The organism is Chryseobacterium lacus (assembly GCF_003336205.1).
In the GTDB taxonomy this organism is placed as follows: Bacteria; Bacteroidota; Bacteroidia; order Flavobacteriales; family Weeksellaceae; genus Chryseobacterium_A; species Chryseobacterium_A lacus.
This window is the reverse complement of sequence record NZ_QPIE01000007.1, coordinates 190,315-209,786: the sequence shown is the minus strand read 5'-3', so window position 1 is coordinate 209,786 and position 19,472 is coordinate 190,315. Positions and strand designations below refer to the sequence as shown.

18 protein-coding genes are annotated in these 19,472 nt (G+C 39.2%); 9 read left to right on the top strand and 9 right to left on the bottom strand.

Annotated elements, in window-relative coordinates; genetic code table 11:
- The 4 genes from DQ356_RS10585 to DQ356_RS10570 all read left to right on the top strand — a co-directional run bounded on the left by DQ356_RS10585 (position 1) and on the right by DQ356_RS10570 (position 4,352).
- Positions 1-525, top strand: coding sequence for a DUF1697 domain-containing protein (locus tag DQ356_RS10585; RefSeq protein ID WP_114304461.1), 525 nt, complete (start codon positions 1-3; stop codon positions 523-525).
- A gap of 37 nt (positions 526-562) precedes the next feature.
- The gene (gene kdsA / locus DQ356_RS10580) at positions 563-1,372 is read left to right on the top strand and encodes a 3-deoxy-8-phosphooctulonate synthase (RefSeq protein ID WP_114304460.1); all 810 of its coding nucleotides are present in this window, start codon (positions 563-565) and stop codon (positions 1,370-1,372) included.
- Between the two features lie 87 nt (positions 1,373-1,459).
- A complete protein-coding gene (locus tag DQ356_RS10575) occupies positions 1,460-3,637 on the top strand; it encodes a TonB-dependent receptor plug domain-containing protein (RefSeq protein ID WP_114304459.1) in 2,178 nt (725 codons plus the stop codon).
- Between the two features lie 229 nt (positions 3,638-3,866).
- Positions 3,867-4,352, top strand: a complete 486-nt coding sequence (locus tag DQ356_RS10570; protein ID WP_114304458.1) for a hypothetical protein — start codon at positions 3,867-3,869, stop codon at positions 4,350-4,352.
- A 39-nt stretch (positions 4,353-4,391) separates the two neighbouring features.
- Here the strand turns inward: DQ356_RS10570 and cphA are convergent, their stop codons facing one another.
- A complete protein-coding gene (cphA, locus tag DQ356_RS10565; RefSeq protein ID WP_114304457.1) occupies positions 4,392-7,016 on the bottom strand; it encodes a cyanophycin synthetase in 2,625 nt (874 codons plus the stop codon).
- A 208-nt stretch (positions 7,017-7,224) separates the two neighbouring features.
- Here cphA and DQ356_RS10560 point away from each other — a divergent pair, with 208 nt between their 5' ends.
- The 3 genes from DQ356_RS10560 (at position 7,225) to DQ356_RS10550 (ending at position 9,328) form a co-directional block, all read left to right on the top strand.
- Positions 7,225-8,109 carry a cyanophycinase gene (locus tag DQ356_RS10560; protein ID WP_114304456.1) on the top strand — a complete coding sequence of 295 codons (885 nt, stop codon included), beginning with the start codon at positions 7,225-7,227 and terminating at the stop codon, positions 8,107-8,109.
- 19 nt (positions 8,110-8,128) lie between these two features.
- Positions 8,129-8,971: an isoaspartyl peptidase/L-asparaginase gene (locus DQ356_RS10555; protein WP_114304455.1), complete on the top strand. Its 843-nt coding sequence runs from the start codon at positions 8,129-8,131 to the stop codon at positions 8,969-8,971.
- A gap of 114 nt (positions 8,972-9,085) precedes the next feature.
- The gene (locus DQ356_RS10550) at positions 9,086-9,328 is read left to right on the top strand and encodes a YtxH domain-containing protein (RefSeq protein WP_114304454.1); all 243 of its coding nucleotides are present in this window, start codon (positions 9,086-9,088) and stop codon (positions 9,326-9,328) included.
- A 196-nt stretch (positions 9,329-9,524) separates the two neighbouring features.
- Here DQ356_RS10550 and DQ356_RS10545 read toward each other — a convergent pair whose 3' ends face one another.
- The 7 genes from DQ356_RS10545 to DQ356_RS10515 all read right to left on the bottom strand — a co-directional run bounded on the left by DQ356_RS10545 (position 9,525) and on the right by DQ356_RS10515 (position 17,727).
- Complete coding sequence (locus DQ356_RS10545) at positions 9,525-10,166, bottom strand: YiiX/YebB-like N1pC/P60 family cysteine hydrolase (RefSeq protein WP_228420713.1); 642 nt, start codon at positions 10,164-10,166, stop codon at positions 9,525-9,527.
- Between the two features lie 154 nt (positions 10,167-10,320).
- Positions 10,321-11,976, bottom strand: a complete 1,656-nt coding sequence (gene gldG, locus DQ356_RS10540) for a gliding motility-associated ABC transporter substrate-binding protein GldG (protein WP_114304453.1) — start codon at positions 11,974-11,976, stop codon at positions 10,321-10,323.
- 16 nt (positions 11,977-11,992) lie between these two features.
- Positions 11,993-12,721: an ABC transporter permease gene (locus tag DQ356_RS10535; RefSeq protein ID WP_114304452.1), complete on the bottom strand. Its 729-nt coding sequence runs from the start codon at positions 12,719-12,721 to the stop codon at positions 11,993-11,995.
- Entirely contained in the window at positions 12,705-13,265 is a 561-nt protein-coding gene (locus DQ356_RS10530) for a CopD family protein (RefSeq protein ID WP_114304451.1), read from the bottom strand. The genes DQ356_RS10535 and DQ356_RS10530 overlap by 17 nt, the downstream gene beginning before the upstream one ends.
- A gap of 36 nt (positions 13,266-13,301) precedes the next feature.
- Positions 13,302-14,528, bottom strand: a complete 1,227-nt coding sequence (locus DQ356_RS10525; RefSeq protein ID WP_114304478.1) for a porin — start codon at positions 14,526-14,528, stop codon at positions 13,302-13,304.
- 19 nt (positions 14,529-14,547) lie between these two features.
- Positions 14,548-15,741, bottom strand: a complete 1,194-nt coding sequence (gene kbl, locus DQ356_RS10520) for a glycine C-acetyltransferase (RefSeq protein WP_114304450.1) — start codon at positions 15,739-15,741, stop codon at positions 14,548-14,550.
- Between the two features lie 60 nt (positions 15,742-15,801).
- Positions 15,802-17,727, bottom strand: coding sequence for a M1 family aminopeptidase (locus DQ356_RS10515; RefSeq protein ID WP_114304477.1), 1,926 nt, complete (start codon positions 17,725-17,727; stop codon positions 15,802-15,804).
- Between the two features lie 118 nt (positions 17,728-17,845).
- Here DQ356_RS10515 and DQ356_RS10510 point away from each other — a divergent pair, with 118 nt between their 5' ends.
- Together DQ356_RS10510 and DQ356_RS10505 are read left to right on the top strand one after the other, a co-directional pair.
- On the top strand, positions 17,846-18,211 hold the full coding sequence (locus DQ356_RS10510) for a DUF2200 domain-containing protein (protein WP_114304449.1): 366 nt from the start codon (positions 17,846-17,848) through the stop codon (positions 18,209-18,211).
- Positions 18,212-18,232: 21 nt separating this feature from the next.
- Positions 18,233-18,790: a DUF7010 family protein gene (locus DQ356_RS10505; RefSeq protein ID WP_114304448.1), complete on the top strand. Its 558-nt coding sequence runs from the start codon at positions 18,233-18,235 to the stop codon at positions 18,788-18,790.
- A 27-nt stretch (positions 18,791-18,817) separates the two neighbouring features.
- On the opposite strand, the gene pdeM is transcribed toward DQ356_RS10505, so the two are convergent.
- Positions 18,818-19,459, bottom strand: coding sequence for a ligase-associated DNA damage response endonuclease PdeM (gene pdeM / locus DQ356_RS10500; protein WP_166413109.1), 642 nt, complete (start codon positions 19,457-19,459; stop codon positions 18,818-18,820).
- Positions 19,460-19,472: the final 13 nt, after the last annotated feature.

The window sequence follows — 19,472 nt, the reverse complement described above, 5'->3', positions numbered from 1 at the left end:
ATGAGATATTGTGCATTTCTGAGAGGGGTAAACGTAAAAGGAACGACCATGAAAATGGCTGATGTATGTGCAGTTTTCGCAAATGTTGGGGTGCAAAAAGTGACTTCAGTATTAGCATCGGGCAATATTATATTTTCTTCGGAAGAAGAAGTGGCTGTGCTAAAAGAAACGCTGCAAAAAGCCATGTCAGCACATTTTAATTACGATGCATTTCTGTTTATCAAATCGGAAAAAGAGATTGAAGAAATATTGAAATGCAATCCTTTTCCTAAAGACGAAAACTTTCATACGTATGCTTTCATCGGTAATGATGGTGTTGAGAATATACTGGCAGCGGAATTTGAAAAAGCGGCAAAGGCAGAAAATGAAAAAGGGAAAATCACCGCGCAAACCTTTTATTGGCAGATTTCGAAAGGCAATACTTTGGGCTCAGAATTCGGAAAAATTCTGGGAAGAAAGAGCCTGAAGGAGCAGTTTACTTCAAGAAATATTAATACATTTGAAAAGATAATTAAAAAACGATAACGTTCAGCGATTCATTACATTCCAATTTTCACTGTTTATGATACAACATCTCAATAACATTCATCATCAAAACTCCCGAAACTTTTTCCTGATCGCTGGTCCCTGCATTATCGAGGGCGAAGATATGGCGCTTAGAATAGCCGAAAAAGTCCTGAATATGACAGACCGGCTTCAGATTCCTTTTATCTTTAAGGGAAGTTTTAAAAAAGCCAACCGCAGCAGGGTAGATTCCTTCACCACCATCGGCGAAGAGAAATCTCTGGAAATTCTGAAAAAAGTAGGCGATACTTTCAACATTCCCACCACCACTGATATTCATGAAAATGAACACGCAGCTCTGGCAGCCCAGTTTGTAGATGTACTTCAGATTCCTGCATTTCTGGTGAGACAAACAGATTTGCTCGTCGCCGCAGCGAAAACTGGGAAATGTGTCACCTTGAAAAAAGGACAGTTTCTTTCACCGGAATCCATGAAATTTGCAGTAGAAAAAGTGAAAGATTCAGGAAATGAAAAAACTGCCATTATTGAGCGCGGAAATTCTTTCGGCTACACCGATTTGATTGTGGATTTCCGGGGAATTCCAACCATGCAGCAGTTTGCACCGGTGATTCTGGATGTCACCCATTCATTGCAACAGCCTAATCAAAGTTCGGGTGTTACCGGAGGCCGGCCCGATCTTATTGAAACCATTGCAAAAGCCGGAATTGCTGTTGGAGCAGACGGCCTTTTCATAGAAACACACGAAGATCCTGCTTGTGCATTGTCGGACGGTGCCAATATGCTGAAACTGGATCAACTGGAAAGTTTGCTGCAGAAGCTTACACGAATTCGGGAAGCGATTCTGTAGTTTAGTTTAAATTTTTTACATTTAGTTTTTAAAAACTTCACATTGAAAAAACAGCTCTTTTTAGCCGCATCACTGTTCCCTTTGCTAATGTTGTCGCAGGGAAGAGATACGCTTCGCACCCAACAGATTGAGGAAGTGGTTTTCCAGCGACAGTCCAGCAGATCGAATGATCAGACCAATGTCAGCATCAAAGCCGGCGAAGCAGCACAAATCGCATCTATTTCCGGAGGAATTGAAGGATTGATTAAAACTTTGCCGTCCGTAAATTCCAATACCGAACTTTCCTCTCAGTACATGGTTCGGGGCGGCAATTACGATGAAAACCTGATTTACATTAATGATATTGAAATTTACAGGCCTTTCCTGATCCGAAACTCGATGCAGGAAGGAATGAGCATCATTAATCCTGATATGGTTTCTATTGTGAACTTTTCTGCAGGTGGATTTGAAGCAAAATATGGTGATAAAATGTCGTCTGCACTCAATATTTATTACCGTGAACCTGAGAAATTTGAAGTTTCGGGGGAAGCAAGTTTGATAGGAGGGAGGCTTACCACAGGTTTTGCTACTGACAATAAAAAACTGACCGCACTGGTTTCGGGAAGATATAGAAATACCAACCTCATATTGAAAACGCTGAATGAGAATACCGATTTTAATCCGGTATACATGGATTTTCAGTCGTTTATCAATTATCATGTCAGTCCGAAATTTTCAATGTCGTTTATGGGATATTATTCTCAGAATGATTTTGAAATGATTCCACGGGATAAGGAAGTAGAATTTGGAACGGTCAATCAGCCCATCCGGATTCGCATGTTTTATAGCGGGAAAGAAGACGATCGTTATAAAAACATGATGGGAACTTTTTCCCTTAACTATAAACCCAATGATAAATGGAGGTTTTCACTTGATAATTTTGCGTATCAAAACCGCGAGAGGGAATATTACAGCATCGCTTCCGGCTATATTCTGGAAGCTTTTGATCCCATTACCAATGAACCTGCAACTTCCTACGATATTGGCGGACAGATAGAACATGCACGTAATGATCTTTTAATTAAAACCTACGGAGCGCAGTTTAGAACACGTTTCAAACCGAATATTAATTCCGATATCGAACTCGGAGTGAAATATGAAAGAGAAGATCTGAGAGATTTTACCAATGAATGGAAACTAATAGATTCTGTAGGGTACAGCGTGCCACGAGATCAAGTAATTCCGGGAGTTTTGGATGACAGCGCTCTGGAATTGCAGTATCATTTGGCAGGAAACAATCACATTCAACCAACGAGACTTTCGGCTTATTTACAGTATTCCAATAAATTTTACTGGGGAAGAAGCCGCGCATTCGTGAATGTTGGAGCCAGAGTTGCCAACTGGAGTTATAATAAAGAAACCATATTCTCGCCAAGAGCACAGTTTTCTATAAAACCCGATTGGGAACAGGATATGCTGTTCAGAATTTCCGGAGGTGTCTATTATCAACAGCCATTTTATAAAGAAATAAAAGATTTGGACGGAAGTTTTAATGATCAGATTAAATCGCAGCGTTCCTATCAGCTTATTTTGGGTAACGATTATGAATTTTGGATGTACGACCGGCCTTTCAAATTGACCACCGAACTATATTATAAGAAAATGGATCAGATGATTCCTTATTTTATGGATAATGTCAGAATTCGTTATGCCGGCAAGAATATGGCAGACGGATATGCTTATGGCGTTGATGCGCGACTTTTCGGGGAATTCGTTCCTGGTGTAGATTCTTGGCTGTCTGCAAGTTATGCCCGAACTTTTGAAAACATCAATGGAATGGGAGATTTACCACGCGGAACAGACCAGCGTTTTCGTTTCGCAGTTTTTTATCAGGATTATATGCCGAGATTTCCCAAAATGAGAGTCAATCTAACGGGGGTTTTTGCTATGGGATTGCCTACGGGAGCACCGGTAATGTTTGATGCAGCAGGACAACCGGATGTGATGTCACGGTATCAGTTTCAGAAAACTTTGCCTTCCTACAAACGTGTAGATATCGGACTTTCATATGTTTTTATCGATCCTAAAGAAAAGAATAAAATGTGGGGATTCTGGGGCAACTTCGAAGAACTTACTTTGGGCGTGCAGGTTTTCAATGCATTTAATATTTATAATACAGTCGCCAATCAATGGGTAACCGACGTAAGCAATAATTATATTTATCCGGTACCAGTAAATCTCACAGGACGGTTTTTCAATGCGAAGTTAGAGTTTAGAATTAAATAATAGAAACACCGGTTTTTATAACCGGTTTTCGTTAAGAAATAGTTTGCCTATAATTTATATTATGTTAAATTAAATAGGTTCACATTTAAATAATAAAACCCATATTTATTGATACAGTTTAAAATATGAGAATACCAGATCTTCTGATTCACTCACTATTTATCCGATGTTTACAAAGCCAAACCCATAATTTCACGATAAAATGTATCTTTGCTTGAAATATTTTGAAATGAAGAAATATATTTTTTTAGCGTGTATTTCCTGGCTGTTCATCGCTTGTGAAAAGAAAAATAAGACAGATAACATTCTAGCAAAAAAAGAAGCGGCGACTGTAAATGAAAGCGACATTGTCATCGAAGAAATTCCGGAAGAATGCTATATGAGGGTCAATGGAAAAGATACACTGTTCCTGAAAATGAGTGATAATCTGGGAACCATCACAGGAACAATGAATTATAAGAATTTCCAAAAGGACAGTTCTTCCGGAGATATTGTAGGAATTGCCGATGGCGATACCATCAGGATTGATTATAATTTCGCTGCGGAAGGAACACAATCTACACGAGAAATATGGTTTCTGAAAAAAGACGGAAAACTGATTGAAGGTATTGGCGAGTACGATGAAACGGGTGAGCGATTTAAAAATAATTCTGTGAAATTTACCGACGGACAAATATTACAACCTACAGATTGTAAAGAATTTGATAGGAAATAAATCGGAAATCCGCCTTTAAAAAGCGGATTTTCTTCTTGTTTATTCCATATCTTCCTGTAATTCCTTTGTCTGATAATTTTGTACGAGTTCTATTGCATTAGACACCACATCACTCAGCGCTGTAATATACGTCCCTTCTTCTGCAAGGCTGATGGCGTGTTTTAATGCTTCAATTTCCTTAGGAATTATTTCAAAACTCGGATTTTTTCCTGAAGAATGAATCCCCTCAATCACTAAACCATTTATTTCTTCTTCCGTTCTGCCTCGCAAATGCTTTTCATTCCGGATAATAATATGGTCAAACATTCTGCCTGCAATTTGGCCACATTTTTTAATATCTGAATCTCTGCGATCCCCTACTCCGGATATAATTCCTATTTTTTTCGGACTCTCGATGTTTTTTAGAAAATCTTCAATAGCTTCGTAACCGGCAGGATTATGAGCAAAATCGATGAGAACCTTGAAGTTTTTAAACTTGAAAATATTTAGTCTGCCCGGAGTGAGCTGCGCGCTGGGAATAAAAGTTCTGAGTGAATTGGCGATATCCTCAATTTCAAATCCATGAAGATACGTCGCTAAACTTGCCGCTAATACATTTTGAATCATGAATTTAGCTTTCCCCTCCATGGTGATAGGAATGTTGATTACTTTTGCAATCCTGATTTTCCAGTCGCCTTTTTTAATGGTAATATGTCCTTCTTCTAAAATACATGTCGTTCTTCCCTCTTTTGCAAATTTTTTAATGAAAGGATTTTGCTCGTCCAGACTGAAAATAGCTACTCTGGCATCCAGATCATTAATTAGTCTCATGGAATATTCGTCATCGGCATTCAGAACGCACCAGCCGTTTTTTTTCACACTGTCCAGAACCACCCTTTTTACTTTAGTCAAATCTTTCAAAGTATGAATATCATTGATTCCGAGATGATCTTCGTTAATATTGGTGAGCACGCCGATATCACACTGCCCGAATCCCAATCCTGAACGAAGAATACCACCGCGTGCGGTTTCCAGTACTGCAAACTCTACTGTCGGATCTTTTAAAATAAATTCCGCAGATATTGGTCCTGTAGTGTCACCTTTCGTCAGCATGGTATTTTGAATATAAATTCCGTCGGAAGTGGTGAAGCCTACACGATATCCGTTATTTTTCACAATATGGGAAATAAGTCGTGTAGTGGTGGTTTTACCATTGGTTCCTGTTACAGCTATAATCGGAATGGTAATCGGTTTTCCGGGCGGATACAACATATCTACTACCGGACCGGCAACATTTCTAGGAAGGCCTTCACTGGGTGCAAGATGCATTCTGAATCCAGGAGCTGCATTTACCTCCAAAATAACGCCTCCGCTTTCTTTCAAAGGTTGGGTGAGATTTTCCGCCATGATGTCGATTCCACAAACATCCAGTCCGATGATTTTAGAAATTCTTTCACACATGGTGATGTTTTCGGGATGTACCATGTCCGTAACATCAATCGATGTTCCACCAGTAGAAAGATTGGCAGTAGATTTTAGATAAATGGTTTCTCCTTTTTGCGGAACTGTTTCTAAGGAATACTCTAATTTGTCCAGCAGTTCCAAAGTATCTTTATCGACGTTAATTTCTGTAAGTGCGTTTTCGTGGCCATATCCTCTGCGGGGATTTTGATTTTCTAAATCGATAAGTTCCTGAATGGTTGCCGAACCGTCGCCAACAATATGTGCGGGAACTCGCCGCGCTGCCGCAACCATTTTATGATTAATTACCAAAACTCTGTAATCAAATCCTGTAACATACCGTTCCACAATAACTTTATGGGAAATTGTTTGCGCATAAACCAGACCCTCTTTTGCGGTTTCCCAATCTTGAACATTGATGGTTTGGCCACGTCCGTGATTGCCATCGAGCGGTTTTAACACCAGAGGAAATCCTATTTTTCTGATCACTCGTTCCAACCCATCAGCATCGGTAACCAAGTCACCCGCAGGAACCGGAATGGCGGCATCTTGCAGCATTTTCTTTGTTATTTCCTTGTTGCAGGCAATATCTACCGCAATAGAACTGGTTTTCCCTGTGATGGTAGCCTGAAATCTCTGTTGATTGATTCCATAACCCAACTGGACTAAAGAATTTTTTCCAAGCCGGATCCATGGAATTCTTCTCGACTGTGCTTCTTCCACAATGCTTCCTGTAGATGGTCCCAGCCGAACACGTTCTCTGATTTCTCTTAGTTGCTGGATGCAGGCATCTATATCATATTCTATATTATCAATTAAAGCTTGTGCAATTTTTACGGATTCTTCTGCAGCGTAAATGCCAGCATTTTCTTCAATATAATTGAAAACTACATTATATACGCCGGGAGTTTTGGTTTCTCTGGTTCTTCCAAATCCGGTTTCCATTCCTGCCAAAGACTGTATTTCCAACGCAATGTGCTCAATAACATGCCCCATCCAAGTACCTGTTTCAATCCGGTGAAAAAAACCGCCTTCGTATCCTTCAGAACAGCGGTGTGTGATGAGAGAAGGAATAAGTTTTTCAATCCGTTCTCGAAAACCGTCGATTTTATTCGTAGGAAATTGTTCTAATTCTTCCAGATTGAGCCTCATTTGAATCAGTTTTTTTCTGCTAATACTCCATATATTTGGCCCGCGTAATGCCTGAATTTTTTCGATTTTCATAGTAATTGAGTGCGTTTATTTTTAAATATCAAAATCAAAGATAAACGAAATCCTTGAATATAAATGCGGTCTGTAAATTATTTTTAAAATCTTGTAAACGGCTCTGTATGGGAAAAAGGCGGGATAAGCAATGCTTTATGAAGTTGGGTCGTAATTTGAATGAGATAATCCCATTTCAGATTTAAATATTTTTATAAATTTGTAAGCTATGAAACCTGAAGGAAAATTAATGATCATCGGTGGTGCTGTGAATAAAGGCAGTTTTACGGAAACCGATTATGATCAAAATATAGAAAAAAATCTAAATTTTTTTGAGAGAGGAATTCTGAGAAAGATCATCAATGAAAGTAAGAATAAAAACGATTCTTCCATTGAAATCATAACAACAGCATCCCAAATCCCTCAGATTGTAGGCCCGGAATACAAAAAAGCATTTGAATTCTTAGGTGCTAAAAATGTGAATATTCTGGATATTGAAACACGTGAACAAGCCAATTCCGATGCGATTGTAGCCCGCGCAAACCAAGCCGATGTCGTTCTATTTACGGGTGGAGATCAGCTTCGCCTTACCTCTATTTTAGGAGGAACCCGTTTTCATGATGCCATTTTGTTAAAATATCAAGAAACCGATTTTCTGTACGCAGGTACTTCCGCGGGTGCAGCGGCAGCTTCGGAGAATATGATTTATCAGGGATCCAGCGGTGAAGCTCTTTTGAAAGGCGAAATTAAAACAACACAAGGACTGGGTTTTATTGATAACGTAATTGTGGATACTCATTTCGTACAACGCGGAAGAATCGGGCGTTTGTTCCAGGCGGTAGTCAATAATCCGCGGACTTTAGGCATTGGTCTGGGTGAAGATACCGGCCTTTTTATCAAAAATGATGTAATGACAGCAGTGGGTTCCGGACTTGTAATTCTGGTAGATGGAAGGTTCATTAAAGATACCAATCTTACAAAAATAAATCTCGGAGATCCCGTTTCTATTGATAATTTAGTGGTTCATGTCATGAGTATGAATGATGAATTTGATCTGAAAACAAAAGAGCTTAAGATTAATAATTCACAGTATAATTCTATTCCGGTGGTCTGAGATTTTAAGATAGCATTTTATGAAACTTATAATACACGGTGGTTTTTTTTCCGAAAGCAGCCAAAGTGACGAAACCAAATTCGCCAAACAAAAATCTTTAAAAAATATTGCGGAAAAATCATTTGAATTTCTGAAGAATCATTCAGCATCAGAAACTGTAGTTTTTGCAGTATCATTATTAGAAGACGATCCTCTTTTTAATGCTGGCATCGGTTCCCAAATACAGCGCGACGGCAAAATACGCATGAGTGCTTCCCTGATGGACAGCGCCACACAGAAGTTCAGTGGTGTAATTAATATTCAAAATGTAAAAAATCCAGTACTTGTCGCCAAAGCTTTGATGAATGAAGATGATCGGGTTTTGGGAGACACTGGTGCAAAACAATATGCCGAACAACATGGTTTTGAAGATTTTTCTACAGAAATTTCACAACGGAGAAGCGAATATGAAGCAAAGGTAAAAAGTGAAGGTAAAGGAACTGTAGGATGTGTTGCTCTGGACAAAGATGGGAGATTAGCCGCCGCAACTTCCACAGGCGGAAAAGGGTTTGAACTTCCCGGTAGAATTTCCGACAGCGCAACAGTGGCCGGAAATTTCGCTAATTCATACTGTGCAGTAAGTTGTACAGGTGTGGGCGAAGATATTGTGAGCAATGGAACTGCGGTGAAAATTGCTACCAGAGTGACCGACGGACTCAGCATTCAGCATGCATTTCAAAAAACCTTCATTGAACTGAAAGAAATCGATGGTTTTGCCGGTGCAATTGCGATAGATCACCTGGGAAATATACACCATCAGGAAAGCCATCCTACAATGGTATTTGCAAGCTATGATGGAAATGAATTTAGAATATTTGACTAAGAAATCTGAGATTATATAATTTATTTCTGAAATTATTAAAATAGAAAGCTCAAATTGGCACAGTGTTTACATTGATTAATAAAATCAATTACTAACAATTAAACACAATTTTTTATGGGAAGCAAAAGAAATGGCTTACTCGCATTACTAGGATTATCAGCTTTGGCATGGTGGAGATATAAAAAAGCGACACCAGAAGAGAAACAAGCTGTAAAAGATACGATCAATACAGCTAAAGGTAATCTTAACAAATGGAGTAACGACCTAAAAGAAAAAGCAAGTGATGTAGCATCACAAGTTCAGAGCAAAGTTTCTGAAGGACAGCAGAAAGTTGAAGAACACATTACAAAAAATTAAAACACAAACAACTTTATAGTTGTTGTAGTAAGAAACCACCTGTTTTTAGGTGGTTTCGTTTGTTAAATAGTAAGTTAGAGCGTTGCATCCGAACTAAAGTTATATTTTTAGTGGGATGATGCCTGCATATTCAATTAGTAGAAATATTTGCAATGAGTGATTTGTGAAAACTTAAACTATTTACTGACTATTAAAATCATTCAATTCTAATCAATCCCATTCGCTTTCTATGATTTTCAATTTCATCCGATGAAAAAATAAAGTTTTCATTCAATTTTCCCAAACGTTTCAGATTGGCTGAAGCTGCCAACTGATTAGGATTGGTTCCCGGTTCGTCTTGAGGCACCGCAATTCCAAAATTTTTATAAAGTAATTTCCAGAAGTCATCTATTTCACCGGTTTTGGGATTTTTAAAGTTCATCGGAATGTGCTCGAAAATACCGTGGCTGCGGAACGCTCTTTCTATAAAATCTGAGCAATAATATTGTTCTTCATTCAAAACATAAGTGCTGTTGTAAGGCTTTCCGAGCATGGTTTTGGCTTTGTCTATTGCAGATGGAACTGCATTACCGAATTCTTTTCTCAACCGATATACCACCATATTTTGCTGATTTTTAAGATTACTTCGATAAAATTCCTGAAAAGGCTGCCGCACCGATCCCAACTTAGGCGATGCGTGCAAAACAAACATTCCTTCATCCGAAATTTCGAGGATTCCGATATGATCAAAATTTTCATGTTCTGAAGTTTGGGTGACGCGATTGATAGCTCCCGAAAGATTTTCCTGCCGCGCTTCCACAAAGATAAGATCGCCATTCTGCAAAGATGAGAAAGCCATTTCTCGCTGTGAAGCACAACTACACAATAGCCAAAGAAACAAGAGTAAGCAAAACTTTTTTAGCATTTCAAAATCTTCAATTACATAAAACTTTGTGTTAATCTGTCTCACCTTTGCACAAATCAGCGAAAATTAATATACACAAAACGTTTTTCTATGCAAATTTTCTTTTTCTAAGCAGGAAAAACAAAGCACCTAAAACACCGATAATGGCCAACGGAAGAAGCAAGTTAAACCATTGCCAGTTGGTCTTTTCGTTATCGATACGCTGGCGGTCCAGTAATCGGGCTTCAATATTCCGGTTTCTAAGCTCCATCAAATTGGCATCGTCCAGAAGATAATCGAGTGCATTGCGCAGGAACTGTTCATTTCCAAATTGCTGATTAGTCAGCAAATCGTAGCCTAGCGGAAGCGGATTTCCTTTAATGATTTTATTTCTGCCAACGTCGCCATCCGAAATAACAATCATTCTGTTTTCGGTACTTTTAGGTTTAAAATCCGGATACGCATTCCTTTCGCTTCTGTTAGCATAGGCTGAAGAAAACTCACCATTCAATGCGACAGCAAAAATCTTGCTGTCGGAAGCTCTTTCATTTACACCGATGCTATCGGGTTTTGAAAGTTCTTTCAGATCTACATAATTGGGAACCGTTTTCAGTATCGTTCGCGGACTGGATTCATAAAGGATTTCCGTTTTGATTCCGGGTCTTTCCAAAATTTCAATCGCCGTAGGAAATTCAAACTTTACCGGATTGATGTTGCGGGTAACTGGATGATTGTTTTCAGCAATACCCAATGGAAAATACGGCCAAGGTAAACTCGTATACTGTGGATTTCCGGACACTTCACCGGTGACTAACCTTAGAAGAGCAAATTTCTGAACATCTTTTACCAAAGCAGAATTGATGCGCACGCCATAATTGAAGAAAAAATCATTCATATTCAGATCAATCGGATACGCCATAATTTTTTTGCTGCGCGTAAGCGTATCCATTTCTGCATTCACGGCATCCATCATCCAAAGTGTTTTCCCTCCATTCATAATGTATTGATCCAGAATAACTTTTTCGCCGTCGGTGAAAGGTTTCCTCGGCTTTGCAATTACAAGAGCATCCATTTTTTTCAGTTTTGGAATATCGGCTTGTGTCAGTTCATCACCTTGTTCGGGAACTACGGGACCTGCATTGTAGCTTTCGAGTGCCATTTGCATAAATCCCTGGAACTCTTCTGGGCCCAGCTCATCTTGATTGATCAAAATTCCAACGTTTTTTCGATTTTCCTGAGCGATCGATTTAATATTGGAAATCAGGTTATACTCGAGATATTCTATAGATTTATTAAGCTGTTCAGTCGCATCTATCCCGCTTTGCTGTACAATCAGCGGAACGGAACTTCCGAACTCCTGATATTTTAAAGCCACATAAGGAAAAATAACGATCTGCCGAACCTGCCCGTCTTTCATATCAGGAAGTATAGAAGGCTGCATTCCCATCGCCATCAGGGTATCCTGGGACATTTTGGTTTTGATGGGATCGATAAATTTAAAATCAATATTGGAATTGATCTTGCGGAATTCCTCCAGCATGAACCGGGTTTCATTCTGCAACTGTTTGAAATTCGCCGGGAAATCGCCGTCCAGATATACTTCTATCATCAGCGGTTTCTGTACATTTTTCAGCACCTGAAGCGAGGAAGAAGACAGGGTGTATCTCTTCTCCTTCGTAAGATCAAACCGTGAGGAAAAAATTCCCACAGTTCCAGCCAGCAAAACAAATCCTAAGATAAGATAAATGATCGACCGTTTATTCATTTTTTAGATTTCAATATTATTTTTTCTTTTGAACAAAATACTGTGCAGCAAAAAGTGCCGCTGCAATCACGAGCAGAAAATAAAACACATCCCTTGTATCAATTAACCCTTTGGTAAAAGCGATATAATGCTGATAAAAACCAATATTGGAAAGCAAATAATCAGCACCGCCAAGAAGTTTATAACTCGCGAGTTGTTCGATCCCGAAATACAGAATAAAACACATGAAAACGCCCAGAAGATAGGCCATAATCTGGTGTGACGAAAGCGAAGAAGCCAGAATTCCTACCGCAGAAAAAGCAGCAATTAGAATCACCAAGCCGAAATAACTTCCCAAAGTAGCTCCCATGTCCAGATTTCCTGCCGGAACACCCAATACATACACGGTGTAGAGATACACCAGCGATGGAATAATGCAGAGAATCCCAACCAGCCAGACAGAGAAAAACTTTCCTAAAACGATATCTGAAATCTTCACAGGCTGGGAAAAAAGCCAGTATAAAGTTCCAGTTTGCTGTTCTTCTGCAAAAGATTTCATGGAAATGGCCGGAATAATGAACATCAGCAACCACGGACACAGTGCAAAATAAGTCTGAAGAGAAGCACTTCCTATTTCGAAAATATTAGAACTGTTTTCGAAAAAAAAGAGAAAAAGTGTCGCCGTAATACTGAAAGCTGCGATGATGAACCACGCGCTCCAGTTTCCGAAATATCCCCAAAGTTCTTTTTTAAATATTGCTGTCATGTTTTTTATTTTTATTAACCAGTTTTACGGTGAGAGAAATCCCCACTACCAGAACGACAAAGCCCAAGATTAATTGCCACCAATACTGCAAAACCTGACTTTTCAGAATGACCGTTCCCACCACCAGAAAGAGAATGAAAGTGGCAATTTCGTTGAATTGTCTTAGCTTAATATTGGGTATAGATAAAGGGTTACCATTCAGTGTTGCCATTTCCTGTACTTTTTTCCAACACCAATAATGATAGGCAGCCAATCCGATAAGAAATGTAAGTTTTAAATGAAACCAAGGAGTTTTCATCAATCCGAAATTCAGGAAAATAAGGGTAATTCCGCTGATAAGCATGATGATCCCCGCAGGAATAATGATAATATTCCATAATCTGCGCGCCATCATCACATACTGTTCCCGCAGAATTTCCTGTTTTGTTTTGCCGAAAGCATCGGTATCCTTGTAATACACAAAGATTCTTACAAGATAAAAAATGCCGGCAAAATAACTTACCATAAAAATGATATGAAATGCTTTGATGATAAGATACAGCATCTGGAGTAAATCGTAAAAAATTAAATAATCAAAGAGTTAAATTCCCATTTCAATCTGGAAACGGATGTACCAGTTGTCCTTATTGGTTCCGTCAAAATACTGGAAATCATTTTTTGAAACTTCCATTTGCGCTTTAAAAGCATGTTCCCAAATGTATTTTGTGACCCCGAATGAATATTGTTTTTGCTTCGGCATGAAAGGAAATATTTCATTTCCCGGAGCCAGCTGCGAATATCTGCCGATGATTTCCCAGTTGGATGGGAAAGTATAACTCATTTGAGTATCAAAACCTTGCCCGGTATGAACATAATTGAAATCTGATAGATCTACAGGATTTATCGCTACGGAACTGTGATTGGGCGTTTCTCTATTCATATAAGACGACATGACGGAAAATCCGTTGTATTTTACCATCGCATCCACAAAAAGAGAGGAAAGATCTTTCTGCTCATAAAGCGTAGCTCCGGTTTGTCCGGCAGTTCTTCTTGCTTTTTGGTTATAATGATAGGTAGCTCCCAGATACAGTTTCGGCGTTTCTTCTCTCATCAGATCTCCCTCGAAATATTCACCTCCTTTTTTAAAACTTCCCAAAGGATAGAGTTCCAAACGGCCGGTGTACGCCAAACCGTCGTCTCTTGTTTTGGTCCAGTTTCTTCCTTCTCCGGTAGAAACTGCAGTTTTGACATTAAATCCAAAACCTTCGGTATTTGGTTTTAAGTAATAAGCATGAAGCCCGAAATCCCTGTCGATATTGAAATTGGAATTATTGATGGAACGATCTGTAAGCTGTAAAGCTCCGGAAGAATTGACTCTTTGTCTGTTCCCGGGCAGTTTTGTTTGTCCGAAACCAAAATTCCAGTTTTTATTTGGATTGAAAAAGATCATCGCATCGCGGATAATGTTCAGGTCGCCGTCATCTTCCAGCGGTCCCACATCTTTCGGCGAAAAAGAGAGCTGAATGACATATACAAAACGTGGATCTCCCACATAACCATCAAAACGGAGCCTCAGTCTGCGGATCATGGCATCATAGGAAGTACTTCCTTCATCATTCAGAACTTCCAGTCGGTTCTGCATTCTGAAACGAAGGTTCATCTGAAATAGACTGTCCGGAGACGTCATCCCAACACCTTTCCCGAAATTATAATACGGCAGTGCTTCAATTTTTAATTCATCATTATGATCTAAAATGACAGTATCTTTTTTCTGCGCTCCTATAGCCACAGACAAAGACAACAATAGAATGGATAAAATATTTTTCATTATACCAACAACCAGTTTATTAAATAACACCAAGTTCTTTCCCTACTTTTTCAAATGCTGCAATAGCTTTGTCAAGTTGTTCGCGGGTGTGTGCGGCGGAAAGTTGTACACGGATTCTGGCTTTGCCTTTCGGAACAACAGGATAGAAAAAGCCGATTACATAAATTCCTTCATCCATCAGTTTTTCCGCCATTTTTTGAGAAAGCGGAGCATCATACAGCATCACCGGAACGATGGCAGCGTCTCCATCAGGAATATCAAAACCTTTGGCTTTCATCTTATCTCGAAAATATTCAGCATTTTCCATCACCCGGTCTCTTTTGGAAGTATCGTTTTCAATCATATCCAATACTTTGATGGCGGCTCCTACGATTCCAGGTGCTAATGAATTGGAGAATAAATACGGTCTTGAACGCTGACGAAGCATGTCAATAATTTCTTTTTTCCCGGAAGTAAATCCGCCTAATGCACCACCCAATGCTTTGCCTAAGGTAGAAGTAATAATGTCTACTCTTCCCATCACATCACTGGCTTCATGGGTTCCGCGGCCGGTTTTCCCGATAAATCCTGTAGCATGAGAATCATCCACCATGACCAAAGCATCATATTTTTCTGCCAGATCACAAATTCCTTTTAAATCCGCTACAATTCCGTCCATAGAAAATACTCCATCGGTCACAATAATTCTGAAACGGTGATTCTTTTCGGCGGCAGCTTTCAACTGTTCTTCCAGATCCGCCATATTATTATTTTTATAACGGTAACGCGCTGCCTTACAAAGACGCACTCCATCAATGATGGAAGCATGGTTCAACTCATCAGAAATAATGGCATCTTCTTCACCAAAAAGCGGCTCGAAAACCCCACCATTGGCATCGAAACAGGCGGCATACAAAATAGTATCTTCCATTCCCACAAAACGGGAAATTTTTTCTTCCAGTTCTTTATGAATATTCTGTGTTCCGCAAATGAACCGCACCGAGGACATTCCGTAACCATGAGAATCCATCATGTCCTGCGAAGCTTTTATGACTTCCGGATCATTAGCGAGTCCAAGATAATTGTTGGCACAGAAATTAAGAAGGGTTTTTCCATTGGCTACAATTTCAGCAGATTGCTGCGACGAAATAATACGTTCCCGCTTGTACAGCCCTTCTTTGTCGATATTCTGAAGTTCATTCTGAAGCGTTTCAAGATATTTTTTTGAGATCATAATATTATTTTTTAGAATCTGCTAATTTAAGAAAAAGCCTTCAGTTGAGAAGGCTTTTGTTTATTTCCTAGTAAATTTGAGTTGTTTCCCGTCTACTAAAATAATGTAGAATCCCGAAACAAGCCCGGAAATATTTATCGCCCGTTCCGGCATGTACTTCCCTTGCTGGACCAGCCTTCCTTCCTGATTATGAATCTGATAATCAGCACGACGCTGAAGTCCTTCCAGATAAATTTCATCTTCGGCGGGAACCGGATAAAGCCTGAAATTAGAACGGGTACCTTCCAACGTAGAAAGATTGGCGTCCATCATCACTACAGAATTCCGTTCCAGGAGTTGATGTTCATCATTAAAATCCACTGTTGCAATGGTAAAATTTACAGGTACTGTAAAATATTGATTATTGAAAGTATTTTCAAGTTTCAAATATTCCACTTCTCCATTGGTTCCGGTAACTTTGATAGGCAAAGGCATTTCAAAAAAGCTGACTGAAGGATGGCTTTGCACTTGTGATGCCTGAAGAATCAGTGACTGATTCGGTGCCTGTTTCCATTTGATGGTATACGAAGGATAACCCTGTCCATACAGCCAGTCATTGAAAAATTCAGTAAAATCTACCGAAGTAGACTGGAGCAAAGAGGCTTTCAAATCATTAGTGACAGCATAATTATAAGCCAAATGTGGACGCTGATGATAATCTTGAATGGCCTGAAAAAAAGCAGTTTCTCCCAAAACCCATTTCATCATTCTTAAGATATAGCCGCCTTTAGCATAGGAAAGTCTTCCGTTGAAAATTCCGCTGACAGTTCCCAACTGTGCATCGGGAACATAGGTGCTTCCACCCGGAAGATTGGTAATATAATTCTTTTGACCTTCCAGATAGTCCATAAACTGACTGTGATTCATCAGGAGTTTTTCGTTGGCCAAATGTTCGCCAAAAGTCGCAAATCCTTCGTTCAGCCAAATGTCATTCCACGTTCCGCAAGTTACTTTATTCCCGAACCATTGATGCGCCAACTCATGTGCGATCACATATTTTCCCCAAGAACTCATGGAAGACATGGTCTGATGCTCCATACAAACGCCGTTGTGCCCAAATTCCATGTGCCCGTATTTTTCATTCTGAAAAGGATATTCTCCGAAATAGGTTTCAAAAAGGGTCATCGCCTGTTTGGTCCACTCAATATTATCCATAATCGTCGGATTGGTTGCCGAAGCAGGATACACATAATTGATAAAAGGAAATGGTGGATTTCCGATGGTATCTGTAAATCTCGTAAAATTGGTAATGGAAAACGCTGCGAGATAAGCGGTCATAGGATATTGTGTTCTCCAGAAAGTAAGTTTTTGCCCCGCAGGCAAGGCGGTTTCCGACATCAGAATGCCGTTTGCAGCCACGCTGTATTGTTGAGGCGTAATTATTTTAAAATCAAACCTTTCGATTTTGTCATTCATGCTCTGTTTTGTGGGAAACCAATCCTGCGCTCCATACGGTTCGGAAAGTGTTGACATCACAGGAACCGAATTCTGGGTATGCACAGCGAAAGCATTATACGTAGGTGCCGGTGCTCCGGAATAATGGATCGTCAGTGAATCCAGAGTATTTGCCGGTAATGGCGTAGGAAAATCAATTTTAATTTCGTTGGTAGGAAGTTGCTGAAATGTGAGCGGAACTCCCTGTTTAGTCACCTGAGAAACGGTCAGTTGCGGAGTCAGATCAAAATAAATGCTCTGCATAGATTGGTTGGGCACAAAATGATTGGTAGCACTTCCGCTGATGTGATACACTCCCGGATTTAGTGTCAGATCCAGACGCTGGTATTTCAGATCATAGTTCAGGGTATTGGGATTGACATTTCCTGTTCCCATTTTAAAAAGAAAACCCTTCTTCTCTTTCTCAATAAGAGCTTGTTGATCGGTATCAAACTGTGCATTGATGACAGTGCAAATTCCCAAAAAAACAGCTATAAATAGTTTTTTATGCATAAAAATATTAAAGTTTAAAGATAGAAAAAAGAATGGTGTCTTCATTACGGTTTGCAGGAAAGTAACTTTTACATCATATTTGTAAGAAGAACTTTGTAAAAACAGAATCAGGAAAATCATGAAAACAACACCTGAACATAATGAACGAATCGCTAAACTGACCTTTGCTTCTGTCTATCCTCACTATGTGGCGAAAGTGGAGAAAAAAAACAGATCTATCCACGAACTGCATAAGGTAATGGAATGGCTGACCGGTTTTAACGAGATTAAAATAAAAGAACTGATTGATAACAAAGTTACTTTCAAAGAGTTCTTTGAAGGCGCTGAACTGAATCCGAATGCTCATCTTATTACAGGTGTTATTTGTGGCTACCGAATCGAAGAAATTGATAATCCTTTGACAAAACAAGTTCGCTATCTTGATAAACTGGTTGATGAACTATCAAAAGGTAGAAAAATAGAGAAAATTCTGAGAAACGGATAACGCACAATTTTACATTACAAAATGACTGAACTTAAACGAACTCTTGAAGAACAAAAAGAAGATTTTAAACGGAAAAAACTGCTGGCTTCTCCCATCGCCGGATTAATCGCCTGGTTAACGGTTGCGCTTTCAGGTATTTTTTTTCCTGACCACATAACAGTGTGGGTATTGTTCATCGCTACAGGCTCCATCGTTTATTTAGCCATGGGAATTTCGAAATGGACAGGAGAAGATTATCTGGACAAAACCAAACCTAAAAATACGTTCGATAATTTATTTTTCCTCACAGTTGTTCAGGCTCTTTTGGTCTACTCTATTGCGATCCCGTTTTTCCTCGTAGATTATACCTCACTTCCGTTAACCGTTGGAATTTTAACAGGACTCATGTGGGTTCCTTTAACCTGGATTATTGATCATTGGATTGGCCTTTTTCATTCGATCCTGCGAACCATTTTAATTGTAATTCTCTGGTATTTATTTCCTTCTGAAAGATTTATAACCATTCCACTGACTATTGTTGTCATTTATATTATCTCAATTTTAGTGTTAAAAGAACGAAAAATTCAAGAAGAAGTTTAAGGCTAATTGCCCAACACACATTCTGGTTTACATTTCAAAAATCTCGTTAGGAGTGAGTGGAAAAAATGTTGCGCGTGACGGTAAATTTCTGGTATCAAGTCCGGTAAATTCACTGAAAGCGGGAAGCAAAATTTGCTTTTCAGTAACGGCAAAACAGGGAAGCCGGATATTTTTAATTTTATTTCTGATTTCGATTCCGGGATGAATATGACCCGTAATCTGAAAATCCGTACACTGAGAATCAAACTCATGCACAAAACAAAAAGGGCCTGCTTTCAATTGTTCCTGTATGGAAGTAAGACATAATTTTACTTCCAGTTCTTTTGAAATCCGATCGTGATTGCCTTTTATCAGATGAAAATCTGCCGGAATTCCCTTTTTCCATTCGCAGAAAAAATCCACATCGGTATTGTCGCCGGCGTGTAGAATATCTCCGTTAATGAGCAACTGTTCCGCGCCAAAATAAGAAATCATCTGATCCAGTTTATTCAGATCATTTTTTAGTACGGAATTGGGAATCGCAATACCGTTTTTCCTGAAATGAGCAGATTTTCCGATATGCATATCGCTCAAAATTAGCATTGACTGTGCCTCCCAAAACATCACTTTTTGGTTGCACAGCAGCAGTATCTCACCCAACACTTCTATTTCCAGCGTCCTGATCTTCATTATTTTATTCATT